The sequence below is a fragment of the Priestia sp. 179-F W1.4 NHS genome, assembly GCF_045369295.1.
GTDB lineage: Bacteria > Bacillota > Bacilli > Bacillales > Bacillaceae_H > Priestia > Priestia zanthoxyli.
Map to the genome: position 1 here is coordinate 361,377 of NZ_JBIQFF010000001.1, position 15,872 is coordinate 377,248.

18 protein-coding genes are annotated in these 15,872 nt (G+C 38.5%); 11 read left to right on the plus strand and 7 right to left on the minus strand.

Features of this window, described 5'->3' with window-relative positions; genetic code table 11:
• Window positions 1–281: 281 nt before the first annotated feature.
• The 4 genes from ACH0CI_RS01810 to ACH0CI_RS01825 all read left to right on the plus strand — a co-directional run bounded on the left by ACH0CI_RS01810 (window position 282) and on the right by ACH0CI_RS01825 (window position 3,904).
• On the plus strand, window positions 282–1,421 hold the full coding sequence (locus ACH0CI_RS01810) for an acyl-CoA dehydrogenase family protein (protein WP_028411642.1): 1,140 nt from the start codon (window positions 282–284) through the stop codon (window positions 1,419–1,421).
• 131 nt (window positions 1,422–1,552) lie between these two features.
• On the plus strand, window positions 1,553–1,912 hold the full coding sequence (gene cccA / locus ACH0CI_RS01815; RefSeq protein WP_048019742.1) for a cytochrome c550: 360 nt from the start codon (window positions 1,553–1,555) through the stop codon (window positions 1,910–1,912).
• Window positions 1,913–2,081: 169 nt separating this feature from the next.
• Window positions 2,082–2,786: a tRNA (adenine(22)-N(1))-methyltransferase gene (locus ACH0CI_RS01820; protein WP_028411640.1), complete on the plus strand. Its 705-nt coding sequence runs from the start codon at window positions 2,082–2,084 to the stop codon at window positions 2,784–2,786.
• The gene (locus ACH0CI_RS01825) at window positions 2,783–3,904 is read left to right on the plus strand and encodes a Nif3-like dinuclear metal center hexameric protein (RefSeq protein ID WP_406900809.1); all 1,122 of its coding nucleotides are present in this window, start codon (window positions 2,783–2,785) and stop codon (window positions 3,902–3,904) included. The genes ACH0CI_RS01820 and ACH0CI_RS01825 overlap by 4 nt, the downstream gene beginning before the upstream one ends.
• 43 nt (window positions 3,905–3,947) lie before the next feature.
• Here ACH0CI_RS01825 and ACH0CI_RS01830 read toward each other — a convergent pair whose 3' ends face one another.
• On the minus strand, window positions 3,948–4,898 hold the full coding sequence (locus ACH0CI_RS01830; RefSeq protein ID WP_028411638.1) for a 4-hydroxy-3-methylbut-2-enyl diphosphate reductase: 951 nt from the start codon (window positions 4,896–4,898) through the stop codon (window positions 3,948–3,950).
• A gap of 128 nt (window positions 4,899–5,026) precedes the next feature.
• The gene (locus ACH0CI_RS01835; protein WP_028411637.1) at window positions 5,027–5,731 is read right to left on the minus strand and encodes a YqfQ family protein; all 705 of its coding nucleotides are present in this window, start codon (window positions 5,729–5,731) and stop codon (window positions 5,027–5,029) included.
• Window positions 5,732–5,916: 185 nt separating this feature from the next.
• Here ACH0CI_RS01835 and ACH0CI_RS01840 point away from each other — a divergent pair, with 185 nt between their 5' ends.
• Both ACH0CI_RS01840 and ACH0CI_RS01845 read left to right on the plus strand, forming a co-directional pair.
• Window positions 5,917–7,236, plus strand: coding sequence for a DEAD/DEAH box helicase (locus ACH0CI_RS01840; protein WP_013059212.1), 1,320 nt, complete (start codon window positions 5,917–5,919; stop codon window positions 7,234–7,236).
• A 28-nt stretch (window positions 7,237–7,264) separates the two neighbouring features.
• Window positions 7,265–8,152 carry a deoxyribonuclease IV gene (locus tag ACH0CI_RS01845; RefSeq protein WP_028411635.1) on the plus strand — a complete coding sequence of 296 codons (888 nt, stop codon included), beginning with the start codon at window positions 7,265–7,267 and terminating at the stop codon, window positions 8,150–8,152.
• A gap of 49 nt (window positions 8,153–8,201) precedes the next feature.
• Here the strand turns inward: ACH0CI_RS01845 and ACH0CI_RS01850 are convergent, their stop codons facing one another.
• Window positions 8,202–8,453: a DUF2624 domain-containing protein gene (locus ACH0CI_RS01850; RefSeq protein WP_013059210.1), complete on the minus strand. Its 252-nt coding sequence runs from the start codon at window positions 8,451–8,453 to the stop codon at window positions 8,202–8,204.
• A gap of 273 nt (window positions 8,454–8,726) precedes the next feature.
• Between ACH0CI_RS01850 and ACH0CI_RS01855 the strand changes: the two genes are divergently transcribed.
• Genes ACH0CI_RS01855 through ACH0CI_RS01865 form a run of 3 tightly spaced genes read left to right on the plus strand, consistent with a single transcriptional unit; the run spans window position 8,727 to window position 10,755 of the window.
• Window positions 8,727–9,506: a metal ABC transporter ATP-binding protein gene (locus ACH0CI_RS01855; RefSeq protein WP_406900810.1), complete on the plus strand. Its 780-nt coding sequence runs from the start codon at window positions 8,727–8,729 to the stop codon at window positions 9,504–9,506.
• Window positions 9,503–10,345, plus strand: a complete 843-nt coding sequence (locus ACH0CI_RS01860) for a metal ABC transporter permease (protein ID WP_028411633.1) — start codon at window positions 9,503–9,505, stop codon at window positions 10,343–10,345. Before ACH0CI_RS01855 ends, ACH0CI_RS01860 begins: the two co-directional genes overlap by 4 nt.
• Window positions 10,342–10,755 (plus strand): Fur family transcriptional regulator, encoded by a 414-nt coding sequence (locus ACH0CI_RS01865; RefSeq protein WP_013059207.1) that lies wholly within the window; start codon window positions 10,342–10,344, stop codon window positions 10,753–10,755. Before ACH0CI_RS01860 ends, ACH0CI_RS01865 begins: the two co-directional genes overlap by 4 nt.
• 30 nt (window positions 10,756–10,785) lie before the next feature.
• Here ACH0CI_RS01865 and ACH0CI_RS01870 read toward each other — a convergent pair whose 3' ends face one another.
• Window positions 10,786–11,361, minus strand: coding sequence for a 5' nucleotidase, NT5C type (locus ACH0CI_RS01870; protein WP_034271152.1), 576 nt, complete (start codon window positions 11,359–11,361; stop codon window positions 10,786–10,788).
• Between the two features lie 259 nt (window positions 11,362–11,620).
• On the opposite strand from ACH0CI_RS01870, the gene ACH0CI_RS01875 reads away from it, so the two are divergent.
• Window positions 11,621–11,986, plus strand: coding sequence for a DUF4190 domain-containing protein (locus tag ACH0CI_RS01875; protein ID WP_406900811.1), 366 nt, complete (start codon window positions 11,621–11,623; stop codon window positions 11,984–11,986).
• A gap of 36 nt (window positions 11,987–12,022) precedes the next feature.
• Here the strand turns inward: ACH0CI_RS01875 and ispG are convergent, their stop codons facing one another.
• Window positions 12,023–13,126 (minus strand): flavodoxin-dependent (E)-4-hydroxy-3-methylbut-2-enyl-diphosphate synthase, encoded by a 1,104-nt coding sequence (ispG, locus tag ACH0CI_RS01880; protein ID WP_201763664.1) that lies wholly within the window; start codon window positions 13,124–13,126, stop codon window positions 12,023–12,025.
• Window positions 13,127–13,277: 151 nt separating this feature from the next.
• Entirely contained in the window at window positions 13,278–13,610 is a 333-nt protein-coding gene (locus ACH0CI_RS01885; RefSeq protein WP_028411630.1) for a hypothetical protein, read from the minus strand.
• Window positions 13,611–13,686: 76 nt separating this feature from the next.
• On the opposite strand from ACH0CI_RS01885, the gene ACH0CI_RS01890 reads away from it, so the two are divergent.
• Window positions 13,687–14,898, plus strand: coding sequence for an MFS transporter (locus tag ACH0CI_RS01890; protein ID WP_335387940.1), 1,212 nt, complete (start codon window positions 13,687–13,689; stop codon window positions 14,896–14,898).
• A 151-nt stretch (window positions 14,899–15,049) separates the two neighbouring features.
• Here ACH0CI_RS01890 and ACH0CI_RS01895 read toward each other — a convergent pair whose 3' ends face one another.
• A complete protein-coding gene (locus ACH0CI_RS01895) occupies window positions 15,050–15,832 on the minus strand; it encodes a DUF1189 domain-containing protein (RefSeq protein ID WP_406900812.1) in 783 nt (260 codons plus the stop codon).
• Between the last annotated feature and the right edge of the window lie 40 nt (window positions 15,833–15,872).

Sequence of the window (15,872 nt, forward strand, 5' to 3'; positions counted from 1 at the left end):
ATATTGATTTTTTTACCAACTTTTCTTCTTTCATATATTTTACTGAATTGTCCTTCGTTTTGCAAATGCTCCTTTATATTCTTTTGTTGTAGAAGCGTAAGCTGTTCAAATTTCATTTAAACATCCGAAAAAAATGGAATCGCTCTCATTTTATTCTTGCATCGATGAATACTCCTCTATTATAACATGAAAAAATTAAAACGTTTTAAAAGTTGAGAAAATTTACAAAAATGAATTATAATTAGATAATGTAAGCGTATACATTTTTAGGGGGAATAAAAATGAATTATGAATTAACCAATGAACAAAAGATGATTCAACGGACGCTGAGAGAGTTTTCAGAAGCTGAAGTAGCACCAAATGCATTAGAGCGCGATCGAAGTAAGCAATTTCCGCTTGATGTTTTTAAAAAGTTAAGTGAGCTTGGTGTAATGGGCCTTCCTTTTCCTGAAGAGTATGGAGGCGGAGGCGCAGATACGGTTAGTTTTGCTATTGTCGTAGAGGAGTTAAGTAAAGCTTGTGGCTCTACAGGAATTACATACTCAGCTCATGTTTCGCTCGGGGGGGCACCTATTTATTTATTCGGAACAAAGGAGCAAAAAGAACAGTACCTACCTGCTTTATGCTCCGGGGAATCTTTTGGAGCGTTTGGTTTAACCGAACCTAACGCAGGAAGTGACGCGGGGGGAACGGAGACCGAAGCAGTGTTGAAGGATGGAACATTTAGGATTAATGGAAGTAAATGCTACATTACGAATGCCAGCTATGCAAAGTTTTTAGCTTTAACAGCTGTTACAAACCGTACAGAAGGTAAAAAAGAAATTTCAGCTATTATCGTGCCTACAGAAGCTCGAGGTTTTACTGTAATAGACAATTACGAGAAAATGGGTCTACATGCTTCAAATACAACTGAACTCGTTTTAGAGGATGTTGAAGTGCCTGAAGAGAATTTACTCGGTGTAAGAGGAGAAGGATTCAAACAATTTCTAATGACGCTTGACGGGGGAAGAATTGGAATTGGGGCAATGGCCGTTGGAATCGCTCAAGCGGCTTATGAAAAAGCACTGTCATATGCGCAGGAAAGAAAGCAGTTTGGGAAAGCTATTTCATCGTTTCAAGCGATTCAGTTTAAATTAGCTGATATGGCCATGAAAATTGAGTTAGCAAGAAATATGGTGTATAAAGCAGCGTGGTTAAAAGACCAAGGAAAGCCATTTACGAAAGAAGCAGCTATGTGTAAACTGTATGCTTCTGAAATTTGTATGGAAGTAGCCAGTCAAGCTGTGCAGATTCATGGAGGATACGGCTACATGAAAGAGTATCACGTGGAGCGGTATTTACGGGATGCCAAGCTTTTAGAAATTGGAGAAGGAACTTCGGAAATTCAGCGCTCTGTTATTGCAAGGCAAATTGGCTGTTAAGATAAGTAATAAGAAATTAGTTAATTATGTAAATAAAACCCTTTCACTTATGAGCATTTTCAAGTAAAATAAAAGTGCTTATACTATTTTGTTATTTCTAGGGATGGGAATACATAAAGGGGGTATAGTGAGTGAAGCGAAATCCGCTAATACCATTTTTATTAATTGCGGTAATTGGGATTGCTTTAATGTTAACGCTTTCGTTCAACGGATTGAACAACGCAAAAGAAATCGCGGCTGAAAAAGAAGGCGGTGGCGCGGAACAGCAGGCTTCAGCTAAACCAGAAGAAATTTATCAAAAAACTTGTATTGGTTGTCACGGTGATCAGTATCAAGGTGGAGTAGGTCCTTCGTTAAAAGGAATTGGGAAAAAAGTTTCTCAAGAAGAAATTGCAAATATTGTTGTAAACGGTAAAGGAAACATGCCGGCCGGGCTGGTTCCTCCGGAAAAAGCGAAGGAAATGGCTAAATGGGTATCCGAAATTAAATAGAGTTCAGAAACATGATTTTCTGGAAAGCCGCTCATTTATAAAGCAGGCTTTTTTTTTATGATTTTTTTATACGCATTCAGCTAGAAGGAAAACATGAAGAGAAATAGGAATCATGCAGCTATCTATGTTAAAATAATGAACAGTAATCACATAGAGAATAGGTGACAAAATGAATGAATTAAACTTATCAACAAGACTTGAAGAAGTAGTAAAGTCGATTCCTTTGGGAGCAAAGATAGCAGACATTGGCTCAGATCATGCGTATTTGCCATGTTTTGCTTATTTAAATGGATATATTAGCGGCGCTGTAGCAGGTGAAATTACAGAAGGTCCCCTGCAATCGGCTATTCAGCAGGTGAAAAAAACAAGCTTAACGGATGTTATTGATGTTCGAAAAGGAAACGGCCTAGAAGTAATATCACCGAATGAAGTAGACTGTATTACAATCTGCGGAATGGGCGGAACGCTTATTACGATGATTTTAGAAGAAGGAAAGGCAAAATTAGAAGGAGTAAAAAGACTTGTGCTTCAGCCGAATATTGGTTCACATCATATTCGCAGCTGGCTGATTCAACACAACTGGGAAATCATTGATGAAAAAATCATCGAAGAAGACGGTCGTATGTATGAAGTCATCGTCGCTGAACCTGGAAACCCTTTAGCTCCGTATAACGGGGAAGTGGAAGCCGGTGTGTTAATGGGCCCTATTTTAAAAGAAAAGCGCTCTTCTGCTTTTATGACAAAGTGGACGCATGAACTAAATCATCTTAAACAAATTGTCAGTCAAATGGAACAGGCTCAGTCAGAGGAAAGCAAAGCAAAACTTCAAAAACTTACCCAAGACATCTCATTAATTGAGGAGGCGTTAAAATGAGTAAAATCCCTAACGGATTTCAAGTAATTGAGGCGTTTGAATCATTTTCTCCCAAGCATTTAGCGGTTGAAGGAGATAAAATTGGTTTACAGATTGGAACGTTAAACAAGCCTGTAAAAAAAGTAATGGTAACGTTAGATGTTCTTGAAACGGTCGTAGACGAAGCAATTGAAAAACAAGTGGATTTAATTATTGCTCATCATCCTCCTATTTTTAGACCTCTAAAACAAGTGGTTACAGATCGTCCTGAAGGACGTATTTTAGAGAAATGCATTAAGCATGATATTGCCGTATATGCTGCTCATACAAACTTAGATATAGCTAAAGGCGGAGTAAATGACTTGTTAGCCGAAGCGTTGGGGCTACAAGAGACAAAAGTGCTGGTTCCGACAACGTCGATTCAATTGAAAAAGCTAGCTGTATTTGTTCCTTCAAATGACGCTGAAGCAGTGCGCACAGCTATTTGTGATGCGGGAGCTGGACATGTTGGCCTTTACAGCGACTGTACGTTTTCAACAGAAGGCGAAGGCACATTTAAACCTTCTTTAGAAGCCAATCCATACATTGGCTCAAAAGGAGAGCTAGAACGTGTCAATGAAACAAAAGTTGAAACTATTTTTGAAGCGGGTCAACAAAATAAAATTATTCGTGCCATGCTCAGTGCTCATCCTTACGAAGAAGTAGCCTATGACATTTATCCAGTGGAACAAACGGGCGAAACGCTTGGACTTGGACGAATTGGTAAGTTAAAAGAAGAGATGACGTTAAAACAGTTTGCCGATCACGTTAAACAAGCATTGGATGTAGATGGTGTCAGAGTAGTAGGGTCTATGGATGCCACTGTGAAAAAAGTAGCTGTTCTTGGCGGAGACGGAAACAAATATATTACAAACGCAAAATTTAGCGGAGCAGATGCCTATGTAACAGGTGATTTGTATTTCCACGTTGCGCATGATGCAATGGCAATGGGATTAAACGTTGTAGATCCTGGTCATCATGTTGAAAAAGTCATGAGACAAGGTGTAACACGCGTATTAAACAGTCTTTTTGAAACGAAAAACTTTGAGTGTGAAGTATTTGATTCAAAAGTAGACACAAACCCATTTACGTTTATGTAACAAAGAAGGTGTTGACGAATGTCAACACCTTCTTTTGCGTCTATTAAGACGATTTTTTTGTTCGAACTTTTGGTAAAATTTTCGAAAGAGGCACACTTTTTTCACGTGTCCATGTTGTTTCATCTTCCGGATCGAACTGATCTAGAAAATTGATGACCTCTTTTGTGATTGGAGTAGGGGTAGATGCGCCTGCCGTAACAGCTACGGTTTTCGCGTTCATCAGCCATTCGATCTGAAGCTCTGAGATGTCACCGATGCGATATGCCTCAGTGCCGGCAATCTCCATTGATACTTGAGCTAAACGGTTTGAATTGTTACTTTTAGGATCTCCTACTACGATTGTAACATCTGCTTCACCTGCTTGCTCAGCTACAGCTTCTTGGCGAACTTGTGTAGCTAAACAAATTTCCTTGTGAACTTCAGCGTGCGGATATTTTTCTTTTACTTTTTCCATGACATCTGCAACGTCCCACTGACTCATTGTTGTCTGATTGGTTACAATGACTTTTTCACGTTGAATATTTAAATGGGCTACGTCTTCTGCTTTTTCAATTAAATGAACGATATCTGGTGCGATGCCAAGTGCACCTTCTGGCTCAGGATGATTTCTTTTTCCGATATAAATAACGTCATAACCTTCTTTTTCTTTTTGGCGAATAAGGTCGTGGGTTTTTGTAACATCCGGACATGTAGCATCGATTGTTGTTAAACCTTTTTCTTTTGCTCGTTCTTTTACTTCTGGAGATACTCCGTGCGCCGTAAAAATAACGGTTCCTTCATTTATTTGGTCTAAGATTTCTAGGCGATTAGCACCGTCCAGTGTGATAATGCCGTCCTCTTCAAACGCATCTGTAACGTGTTTATTATGAACAATCATTCCTAAGATATAGATTGGTCGAGGCAATGATTTATCTAAAGCGGCGTTTCGTGCAATGACCATTGCGTCCACTACACCATAACAATAGCCGCGCGGTGCGATTTTAATAACTTTCATTTCAATTTCCTCCTCATCATAATCCTGACGAGCAATTCAACTCGCTTCTATTATATAAAAGAGAAAGGAAGAATACAAAGATATTCTTTTTTTACTTACTGTCTTTACTTACGGAACTAGCAGATTTATCAAATATAAAGTTTTGGTTTAGACACTCGATCTCTAGAGGAAAGTTCAATTTCTTCTTCGAAGAAATCCAGCTCATCATCAGATGAATCCGTGCTTTCTGCGCCTGTTGACAAAACCTTACTGTCTTTGCTTTCATCAGTTTCAGCAACCTCTGTTCCTTCTGCTTCGAGTACTTCATCTGTATCGTCACTTGAGCGCAGGGCCTGATAGATTTTCCATAGAGAAGGAGCATTTTTGACAAGAGGTCCGTATTGTTGAATCATAGGTCCCATCGTTTCCGCAGCTTTTAATACTCGCTGAACATTTCCCATCATGGAGCTTAAGTTAGCAGGGTTCGTTAAACCTTGCAAACCTCCAAGCAGGGAAGAAGAGTTGGTCGCTCCTGCAGCACCTTGGGCTCCTGAAAGGCCTGAAAACAAAGAACCTCGAGGAGCAGCAGCTGCTGCTTGTTGAAAGGGGATGTTTCTATTCCCGCCTCTTCGGAATAGGCGAGTTAAGAAGTTACCTCCTCCACGGTTCAGGCCTTGCTGATTCGGGTAAAATGATTGTTGAGCATTTGTTTGCTGGGCAAAGTTACGAAACTGCTGTAATGGATTAAATTGGCCAAAGTTACCAGGTTGTTGCCCAAAACCGTTTTGCGGTGGCATTCCTGGCATCATTCTTCTTTGCATACCGGGTGGAAATGGTGGTCTTCGCTGTAGCAAAGGACGCACCTCCTTTAGTAAAGTAGATTTTCTTTTACTATCGTATGCAACTCGCGATAAAATGTTTTTGAAACAGGTAATAAGTTTTAGTAATATGAATGAGAAGTAGTCACAGAAGGAAAAATCGATTATAATCATATATTGTGCCTTAAAAGATGAACGTGAATGTAAAAAAGGAGACTATTATGGAAAAAACAAACTTTGAACGTTTTGAGTTTCAACCATTTTTAATAGAAGCAATTAAACAATTAGGTTTTTATCAGCCTACAGAGATTCAAGAGCGCTTAATTCCTTCCGTTTTAAAAGGGGAAAGTGTAATTGGTCAGTCACAAACAGGGACGGGCAAAACACACGCTTATTTATTGCCTTTACTTGAAAAGGTAGATCCTAAAAAAGAAGAAGTACAAGTTGTAATTACCGCTCCAACTCGTGAGCTTGCTTCTCAAATTTATCAAGAAGTCTTAAAGCTAACAAAACACAGTGCTGAAGGAGAAGAAATTTCAGCAAAATGTTTTATCGGCGGTACAGATAAGCAGCGTACAATCGACAAATTAAAGAAACAGCCTCAAGTGGTTGTAGGAACACCGGCTCGTTTGTTTGATTTAGTAAATGAAAAAGCGTTAGTTGTGTATACAACTAAGGCGTTAGTAGTAGACGAAGCTGATTTAATGCTTGACATGGGATTCTTAGAAGATGTGGACCGTTTGGCAAGCAACATGCCTGAAAAATTACAGATGCTTGTTTTTTCAGCAACGATTCCTGAAAAATTAAAGCCATTCTTAAAAAAATACATGGAAAATCCAAAATTTACGCATGTTTCGCCGAAGCAAGCAGCAGCGGCTAAATTAGAGCATGTATTAGTTCCACTACGTCATCGTAACAAGTTTAAGCTGCTGCACGATATGCTTATTTCGTATAATCCTTATTTAGCTATCGTCTTTACAAATACAAAGAAAATGGCGGACGAAGTAGCAGATGACCTACTGTCTAAAGGCTTAAAAGTAGGAAGAATTCACGGAGACTTATCTCCTCGTGACCGTAAGAAAATGATGAAGCAAATTAATAATTTAGAATTTCAATACGTAGTAGCGACAGATTTAGCAGCTCGAGGTATTGATATTGAAGGGATTTCACACGTTATTAACTTTGAGCTTCCTTCAGATCTAGATTTCTACATTCACCGCGTAGGCCGTACAGCTCGTGCTGGTCATTCTGGAATTGCTGCTACAATCTTCGATGTGGAAGATGAAGATGCAGTAAATAAGCTAGAGAAAATGGGAATCGAGTTTGTAAACAAAGATCTTCAAAAGCAAGAATGGGTTTCTATTGATGACCGTAACCGCCGTAAAAAGCGTGTGAAGAAAGCGGATGAAGTGGGAGAAGAGGCACATCGCTTTATTCAAAAGCCTAAGAAAGTAAAGCCTGGCTATAAGAAAAAACGTGCTCGTGAAATTACAAAGTACGTGCAAAAGAAAAAGCGTAGTGAAAGACGCAACAATCGTTAATCGCAATAGGTTAGAGGTGTAAAAAAGAATGTTGAAAATTGGTTCTCACGTATCGATGAGCGGCAAAAAGATGCTTTTAGGGGCAAGTGAAGAGGCAGCTTCTTATGGAGCAAATACGTTTATGATCTATACAGGCGCTCCACAAAATACTCGTCGCAAAAAGATTGAAGAGCTTAATATTGAAGCTGGTCTTTTGCATATGAAAGAGCATGGAATGAAAGATATTGTTGTACATGCTCCTTATATCATTAATTTAGGGAATACAACAAAGCCCGAAACATTTGAGCTTGGAGTAGATTTCTTAACGTCTGAAATTCAGCGCACCCATGCTCTTGGCGCAAAGCAAATTGTTCTTCATCCAGGGGCTCATGTGGGGGCCGGAGCAGATGCTGGTATTCAGCAAATTATCAACGGTCTAAACGAAGTGTTGACAGCTGATCAAGAAGTTCAAATTGCGCTTGAGACAATGGCTGGAAAAGGAACAGAGTGTGGAAGAAGCTTTGAAGAAATCGCCCAAATTATTGATGGTGTGACGCACAATGAAAAGCTCTCTGTTTGTTTTGACACATGTCACGTACATGATGCTGGTTACGATATCGTTCAAGACTTTGACGGTGTATTAAATGAATTTGACAAAACCGTAGGAATACAGCGAATTAAAGTGCTTCACATCAATGATAGTAAAAATGTATGTGGTGCTCGAAAAGACCGTCATGAAAACATTGGGTTTGGTGAAATCGGATTTGGTGCACTGAATTATATTGTTCATCACCCAGCGTTTAAAGAAGTTCCTAAAATTCTAGAAACTCCTTATGTAGGAGAAGATAAGAAAAATAAAAAAGCGCCATATCAATTGGAAATTGATATGATTCGTGCACAAAGCTTTGATTCAGAATTAAAACAAAAGCTTATGTAATTTCATATGTGATTGAAAGAGGTCATGTCTACAGACATGACCTCTTCTTTTACATTAACTGCTGAAATAATTCGTTCACGCGTCTGGCAGTTTCACGATCTGTTACTTGAGCAATTTGTTTGATTAAATTTCGGCGCTCTTCAAGGTTATAAATATTTACGGGCTGCTGTCTAATGACAGATACAAGGGTGTGTGCCTGCTGATCTGTAATGGGGATGTTGTATTGTTTGCTATACTTTAAAAGCTCTTTCGGGGTAATATTGTTTACTTTCTTATTGACAATCTGCTGTACAATTTTCATATGATTACCTCCTCGTCATATACAGTTTATGAATAAAAAAGAAAGATGTGACTATATTGTGTAATAAAACAATATTTTGAGTCGGATAAACTTACGGAGGCAAGAAAACGAAAGAGTGAAACGGCTTAGTTTACAAATAAAAGACAATCCTGTATACTACATTAATGACTAAATCGTAATGATTCTGAGAAAGTAAATGGGTAACGGAGTATACGATAGAAACCGTGCCCTCTTTTGTATGGAGAAATATAAAAAAAGAATGGTGAGGCGCATATGAATACACCTGATATCATTGAAATTGATCATTTATCATTTCAATATGATGGAGTGAATGTATTAGAAGATATAAGTTTTTCAATTCCAAAAGGAGCTTTTTTGGGGCTCGTTGGTCCAAATGGTTCTGGGAAATCAACGCTAATCAAATGTTTGCTTGGTTTGCAAAAACCATCTCAAGGTTCAATTCGTTTATTTGGAAAAGATCAGAGAAGGTTTAAAGAACGAAGTAAAATTGGATATGTATCGCAAAAAGCGAATAGTTTCAACAGCGGCTTTCCTGCTACCGTTTTTGAAGTGGTTTCCACGGGCCTTACTTCAAAACTAGGTTTGTTTCGATTTATGAATGCTTCTCATAAACAAAAGGTAAAAGAAGCGATAGAAGCAGTGGGGATGAGCGAATTTTTGAATCGAAACATAGGAGAGCTATCCGGTGGTCAGCAGCAGCGAATTTTTATTGCACGCGCGCTTGTAAGTGAGCCCGAGCTGTTAATTTTAGATGAGCCTACGGTCGGAGTGGATGCACAAAATGTATACACTTTTTATGAGCTTCTTGAAAAGTTAAATAAAGAAAAAGGAATTACGCTTGTGCTTGTTACTCACGATATTGGAACTGTCTCGGAAAAAGTAACCCACGTTGCTTGTTTAAATAAATTTTTACACTTTCATGGGAATGCCAAAGAATTCGAACAGCTTTGTGAACATGACGTATCTATGTTTTATGGTCATAATGTTCATGTGTTAACCCATGATCATCATCATGGAGGGCAGCACGTATGATAAGCAGTTTATTTCAATTTGAGTTTTTGCGAAATGCATTTTTAACAGGTATGATTATTGGCGTCTTAGCTCCTTTATTGGGCACGTTCATCGTAGTAAGACGTCTTTCTTTAATTGCAGACGCGTTAAGTCACGTGACGCTAGCCGGAATTTCTGCGAGCTTGCTTCTTAGTCAGAAAATAGGGTTTATGCAAGGAGTGAACCCCGTCTATTTAGGAATGGTGTCTTCCGTTACAGGGGCTCTTTTTATCGAGAAGCTTCGAGGGGTCTACAAGCACTATCAAGAGCTGGCCATTCCGATTATTTTATCGGGCGGAATTGGTATTAGTGCAATTTGTATCTCGCTGGCAGACGGTTTTAATAATGATTTAATGAATTATTTGTTTGGAAGCGTGAGTGCAGTTAGTCGTTCGGATCTTTGGACAGTTGTTGTCATAGCCGTATTTGTAATAGCTATTGTCTTTTTCTTATATAAAGAATTATTTATTTTATCTTTTGACGAGGAGCATGCTTCTGCTTCTGGAATTAAATCGAAGTGGATGCACTTTTTATTTATCGTGATGGTTGCTCTTGTCATTGCTGTATCGATGCGTATCGTCGGTATTCTATTGGTGTCATCGCTTATGACTCTTCCTGTAGCAGCAAGCATTCGCTTAGCTAGAGGCTTTAAACAAACGATTCTGCTTTCGGTGATTTTTGGTGAAATATCTGTTTTAGGCGGATTATTTTCAGCGTACTACTTGGATTTAGCACCAGGCGGTACAATTGTTGTCATTGCTGTTGTTATTTTAATCATATCTATTATGATTAATAAAGGACGGAAGGGGAAACAAAAATGAATTTAACTGAAGCCATTCATTTATTAAAAGATCAAGGATATAAACATACAGGAAAACGTGAAGAAATGCTTGCCTTGTTTTCAAAATCAAATAAGTACTTAACGGCAAAAGATGTATTAGAATATATGAAGCCTGATTATCCTGGTCTAAGTTTTGATACAATCTACCGTAATTTATCATTATTTGTGGAGTTAGGCGTACTTGAAATGACGGAGCTTTCGAGCGAAAAGCACTTTCGATTTAAATGTGCAACTGCTCATCATCATCACCACTTCATTTGTTTAGATTGTGGAAAAACAAAAGAAATTGAAGCTTGTCCGATGGAGTATGTAGACGAGGATTTGCGAGGGTATAATATTACAGGCCATAAATTCGAAATTTACGGTCAATGTATAGAATGTAATCAATAAAAAAGAGAGGGTGCTATGCACCTCTCTTTTTTATTTTTGCTGTTCTTTTAACCAGTCGGCTACCCACTGATCTGCTTCTAGCCAGTTATATACGCGAACCACTCCTTTTGGAACAGGTAAGCGATTATAAGGAGTATCAAATAAGATAACGGGAATATTGCATTCTTCACTGATTTCACAAGCATTATCATGTTTGTCTTCAAAAAAGATATCAACATCGTATCGTTTTGCTGTCTCAACTTTAAAATGAGAGCCGACTAACTCAATGTGATGAAACGATAGCTCATTTTTTTGAAACCATTCTTCCGTGACGTCCAATAGCTGATCGTGCCTTGCACTAATAAAGAATAATTCGTGCTTTTGATGCCACTTTTGCAAAACCGCTTTTGCATCGTCTGCAAGTGGAGAGGTTTCGTAAATAGAGCGTTCATTTGCTTTAAACCATTTCCCGAGTTCTGCAGGTGATACATTTACAAAAGGGCTGAAATCATATTCTGTAATATCTTCAAGTGTTAAATTTAAGTTAAAGGCTTTATTTAAATGAGGAACAAAAGTTTCAGGAGAGGTAACAGTTCCATCAATGTCAATTCCAAACTTTTTTGTCAACTACGTGCACTCCTTTAATACGTTTATTCTACTTAGGTGCTTGATTATTCTTGTCTAGTGTAACATAAAGCCTAAAGAGAAACAGTAATACTTTTTATACTCCTTAAGAAAAAAGATAAGGATGATTATACGGTGTGGGAATCGTGCAGATATCTATCTTTGCAAGAAAATGAGCAGCTGTATAAGATTAACACTTATAATTTTTTCTCGCATTCAGATACTATAAATGCTCCTTATTTACGAAAGCGAGGGATTAAGCATGGAGAATGAAGAACAAAGGCGTAGAAAAGATGTATATGAAGCTGATTTCATGGAAGAAACTGCAGCTGAAGTGGGCGTTCCTTACCGAGTAGCAGAGCCACATGCAGAGCGTGAAGTTATAGATATTGACCGCAATCGCAATCATGAAGTCGCTGGACGAGGAGAAGGAACGGGATACGGTCGTTTCGCACTCGTGCTTTCGATTCTTTCACTATTCTTTTTACCAATTATTCTTGGTGCCGCTGGGATTATTCTAGGGTTTATCGCACGCAGAAAAGGAGCACTTACGCTAGGAGCATGGGCAATAGGGATCGGAGTTGTATCGATTATTGTCGGTACGTTTATATTACCGTTCTTTTCATAAAAAAAGCGAGGCGCATATGCGCCTCGCTTTTTTTGGTTATGATTTAGCCGCAGCTTTTTCAGCTTCTTGCTTTGCGTGATATTCAGCAGCGATTTTATCAATTTCTTTTTTCAGTTCCTCAACCATTGTTTCTTCAGGAACTTTGCGTACGATTTCACCTTTGCGGAATAGAAGACCTTCACCGCGTGCTCCTGCAATCCCGATATCAGCTTCACGAGCTTCACCAGGGCCGTTTACTGCGCAGCCAAGTACCGCTACTTTAATCGGTGCTTTTACAGTTGAAATATACTCTTCCACTTCATTAGCAATGCTAATTAAATCAATTTCAATACGTCCGCAAGTTGGGCAAGAAATAAGCGTTGCAGCATTGGAAGCTAAACCGAATGATTTTAGCAACTCGCGTGCAACTTTTACTTCTTCTACAGGATCCGCACTTAAAGAAATACGTAATGTATTTCCGATTCCTTTAGACAAAATAGCGCCAAGACCTGCTGCACTTTTTACAGTTCCTGCAAATAATGTACCCGATTCTGTAATTCCTAAGTGAAGAGGGTAGTCAAATGCTTGAGCAGCTTTTTCATAAGCTTCAATTGCCAAGTTAACATCGGATGCTTTCATTGAAACGATGATGTCATGGAAATCAAGGTCTTCTAAAATTTTAATGTGATGAAGTGCACTTTCTACCATGCCATCTGCTGTCGGATAGCCGTATTTATCTAAAATACGTTTTTCAAGTGAACCAGCGTTAACTCCAATACGAATTGGAATATTTTTAGCTTTTGCAGCATTTACAACAGCTTCCACTTTTTCACGGCGTCCAATATTACCTGGGTTGATACGGATTTTATCCGCTCCGCCTTCGATTGCTTTTAACGCTAAGCGATAGTCAAAATGAATATCTACAACTAATGGAATGTTAATGCGTTTTTTAATTTCAGGGATCGCATCTGCTGCGCGCTCGTCTGGACAAGCAACACGAACAACTTGGCATCCTGCTTCTTCTAAACGTTTAATTTCTGCAACCGTTGCTTCAACATCATGTGTTTTAGTGGTTGTCATACTTTGAATAACTAATTCGTTACTGCCCCCAATTGTTAAATCTCCAACTTTAACGGGACGTGTTTTTGTACGATGTATAATTTCACTCACGTGATAATCTCTCCTTCAAAATGAAATCAAGAATTTGAATTCATTAATAGAATAACTCTTTATGAACAAAATAACTAGTAGAAAGTACTACCTTAGCTATTTTAACAATGACTATCCCATCTTGACAAGAAGAATGCTGTCATTACTTGTAAATAGGGAACTTATACGTTTTTCCAATTTGAATATCTTCAGGCGCTGTACCGTTATTTAACTTCTTAAAGTCTTTAATCATTTGGTTCATAGAAACCGGTATCGATTTTTTTGTAAGCTCTTCAATGACGGACAAAACTGTATCGCCTGGCTTAATTTTTATTTTTGTATAGGTGGAAGAAGAGCTGGCGGCTTTTGTTTCTGCAGGCTGCGCTTTGCTGACTTGAACTGCTTCAGTCGCAGTAGGAATGGTCCCGTATTTAATGTCGTAGTGACAAATATATCCGATAAAAGCGAAAGCGGCTAATGCACATAGCTTTTTCATTATGCTCCTCCTTCATTCTTTTGCTTATGTGTAAAGCCTATGCTTGTCTTACTTAAATATGATTGGAGAACGAAATTTGAAAGAAAAATTAATGATTGTTTCATTAGGCTTATTGCCTTTAATCATGGTGCTGGGAAATTCCATGCTCATTCCTCTGCTGCCAAGCATTCAAAAGTCACTTCACTTAAGTGGAGTCCAAACCAGTTTGATACTGAGTGTATTTTCGATTCCGGCTGCATTGTGTATTCCTGCGGTAGGAATTTTATCAGATCGATATGGACGTAAAAAATTAATTATGTATTCCCTCATCGTGATGATAATCGGTAGCCTTGTCGCTGCTAGTAGCGCTTTGGTCTCTTCTGGAAGCTTTGCTGTGTTGATGGCTGGAAGAGTGATTCAAGGGATTGGCGCTGCTGGTACTACAACGTTGGCAATGGCATTAACTGGAGATGTATTTACAGGGGAAAAAAGAGCAAAAGTCCTTGGGATTTTAGAAGTATATAATGGAGCTGGAAAAGTGGTTGCACCTATAATTGGAGCAACGGCGGCACTCGTCGTATGGTATGCCGCATTTTTGGTCTATCCTTTAGCTGCAGGTGCTGCTTTAGTAGGTATAGCCATGTATGTGAGAGAAGCGAAAACAGGTTCAGATTCAGTATCTGTTGGAGAGTATTTAAAGAGAGCCATTGGGATTGTCTATGATAAAAGAAAATCGCTTTTTCCTTTATTCTTTGTCGGGGGACTGGGGTTGTTTTTATTATTTGGCATTTTATATTACTTATCTTTTTTAATAGAGGAAACGTATCATATAGACGGTTTTTTCAAAGGAACCGCTTTTTTATTTCCTCTTGGCGCGATGACGTTCGTTTCTTATTGGACCGGTCAGCGAATCAAAACAGATGTAGTGCTCATGAAAAAATTGATGATAGTAGGAATAATTCTTTTATTCGTAATGTTTGGAGTATTAACGGTGATTTATACGCTTCCCGTGCTGATGTTTTGTTTGACAGTCGCCTTTGGCGGCTTAGGATTTGTTCTTCCTTGTATTAATATGATGATTACTTCAGCGGTTTCAGACGAAGAAAGAGGATTTATTGTATCCATTTATGGAACGGTGAGATTTTTAGGAGTAGCGTTGGGACCCGTTGTTTTTGAAGTGTGGATGCATACTGAAAGGCTGATGTTTATTTATAGCTTTAGTTTGCTCGCAGCAGGAGGTTTGTGGGTTTTGTATCAGTTGAAGATTCTTTCTTCTGCAATGGGGAGAAGAAAAGTTGTACAGAAATAAAGAGGCTGGGACAAAAGTATGTTAGTTGAAGAAGCTCCCAACAAATTTGATTCTTGATCAAGAATTAAATTCGTTCGGAGCTTTTCATTGGCAGGGTAAACATAGATTTTATGTATGTAGGTGCTTCTAGCGGTTGATTGGATTCATTTCGTTATGTTTCAATCGCTTTATTAGGTTTTACCTTTTTTCTCATAGGAACCCTTGTGACGAGCAATAAGTAAATGAAGAACGTTCCTATCCAGTAAAGAGAGCTATGTGTTGCTAGAGACAAAGAAAAAGCTTCCAAAAGCGTATAAAGCAGCGTGAAGGCTACCGTACTATAAGCGCTCAGTGCCCATAGCTGTTTGAAAAGAAGCTGCTTCTTAGTGATGAGTCCAATCAGTTTTCCAAGATAAGCAAGGCAGGTAATAGAAAGGAAGTTTAGTCCAGATGTTAATACGTACAGTAAAAGCATAGCGATAGGGACAAGTATGTATAAAGACGACTTTTGTTCGTGCAATAAGTTTAACAGTTCATTTTTATCTTTATGATGCCAATTTAATAAATCATATGAATACGTTTGTGTTTGTGAATTAGTTGTGATGTAAATTCCGTCTTTTAGAAAGCCAATCGCATGAGCAGGAGAATGAAACCGTTCAATAGAATGTGAGGGGTCTAAGATAAAAGCGGTACCGTTTACTTTTTTTGTGAAAGGTTGGCTTGACGTAAGCTGTGAATTTGAAATAGAAAAAGAAGAAACAGATTTCGGGAGATCTGTAGTCGCGGTATGATAGCCGTTTACAATCGTCAAAGTCATAAAGAAAAATGTAGGCAGCAAAGAAATGAATGTTAAAAACAGCACAAAGCCAATTGTTTTATTCGTATGCTCAAAGCGAAGCGACCTTATTTTTTTGAAGGAAGTAAAACTCCATGCTATCTTTTTCAGCATGCTCATTGTAAAGCCTCCTATTATTGAAAATTCTGATTATACCTTA

Bases quoted from the DNA above. Each gene is read 5' to 3' on its own strand.
- ACH0CI_RS01875 (WP_406900811.1), top strand. From the start codon at position 11,621: ATGGAGAATGAAGAACAAAGGCGTAGAAAAGATGTATATGAAGCTGAT.
- ACH0CI_RS01860 (WP_028411633.1), top strand. From the start codon at position 9,503: ATGATAAGCAGTTTATTTCAATTTGAGTTTTTGCGAAATGCATTTTTA.
- ACH0CI_RS01845 (WP_028411635.1), top strand. From the start codon at position 7,265: ATGTTGAAAATTGGTTCTCACGTATCGATGAGCGGCAAAAAGATGCTT.
- ACH0CI_RS01895 (WP_406900812.1), bottom strand. From the start codon at position 15,832: ATGAGCATGCTGAAAAAGATAGCATGGAGTTTTACTTCCTTCAAAAAA.
- ACH0CI_RS01850 (WP_013059210.1), bottom strand. From the start codon at position 8,453: ATGAAAATTGTACAGCAGATTGTCAATAAGAAAGTAAACAATATTACC.
- ACH0CI_RS01855 (WP_406900810.1), top strand. From the start codon at position 8,727: ATGAATACACCTGATATCATTGAAATTGATCATTTATCATTTCAATAT.
- ACH0CI_RS01840 (WP_013059212.1), top strand. From the start codon at position 5,917: ATGGAAAAAACAAACTTTGAACGTTTTGAGTTTCAACCATTTTTAATA.
- ACH0CI_RS01830 (WP_028411638.1), bottom strand. From the start codon at position 4,898: ATGAAAGTTATTAAAATCGCACCGCGCGGCTATTGTTATGGTGTAGTG.
- ACH0CI_RS01885 (WP_028411630.1), bottom strand. From the start codon at position 13,610: ATGAAAAAGCTATGTGCATTAGCCGCTTTCGCTTTTATCGGATATATT.
- ACH0CI_RS01810 (WP_028411642.1), top strand. From the start codon at position 282: ATGAATTATGAATTAACCAATGAACAAAAGATGATTCAACGGACGCTG.
- ACH0CI_RS01820 (WP_028411640.1), top strand. From the start codon at position 2,082: ATGAATGAATTAAACTTATCAACAAGACTTGAAGAAGTAGTAAAGTCG.
- ACH0CI_RS01825 (WP_406900809.1), top strand. From the start codon at position 2,783: ATGAGTAAAATCCCTAACGGATTTCAAGTAATTGAGGCGTTTGAATCA.
- ACH0CI_RS01865 (WP_013059207.1), top strand. From the start codon at position 10,342: ATGAATTTAACTGAAGCCATTCATTTATTAAAAGATCAAGGATATAAA.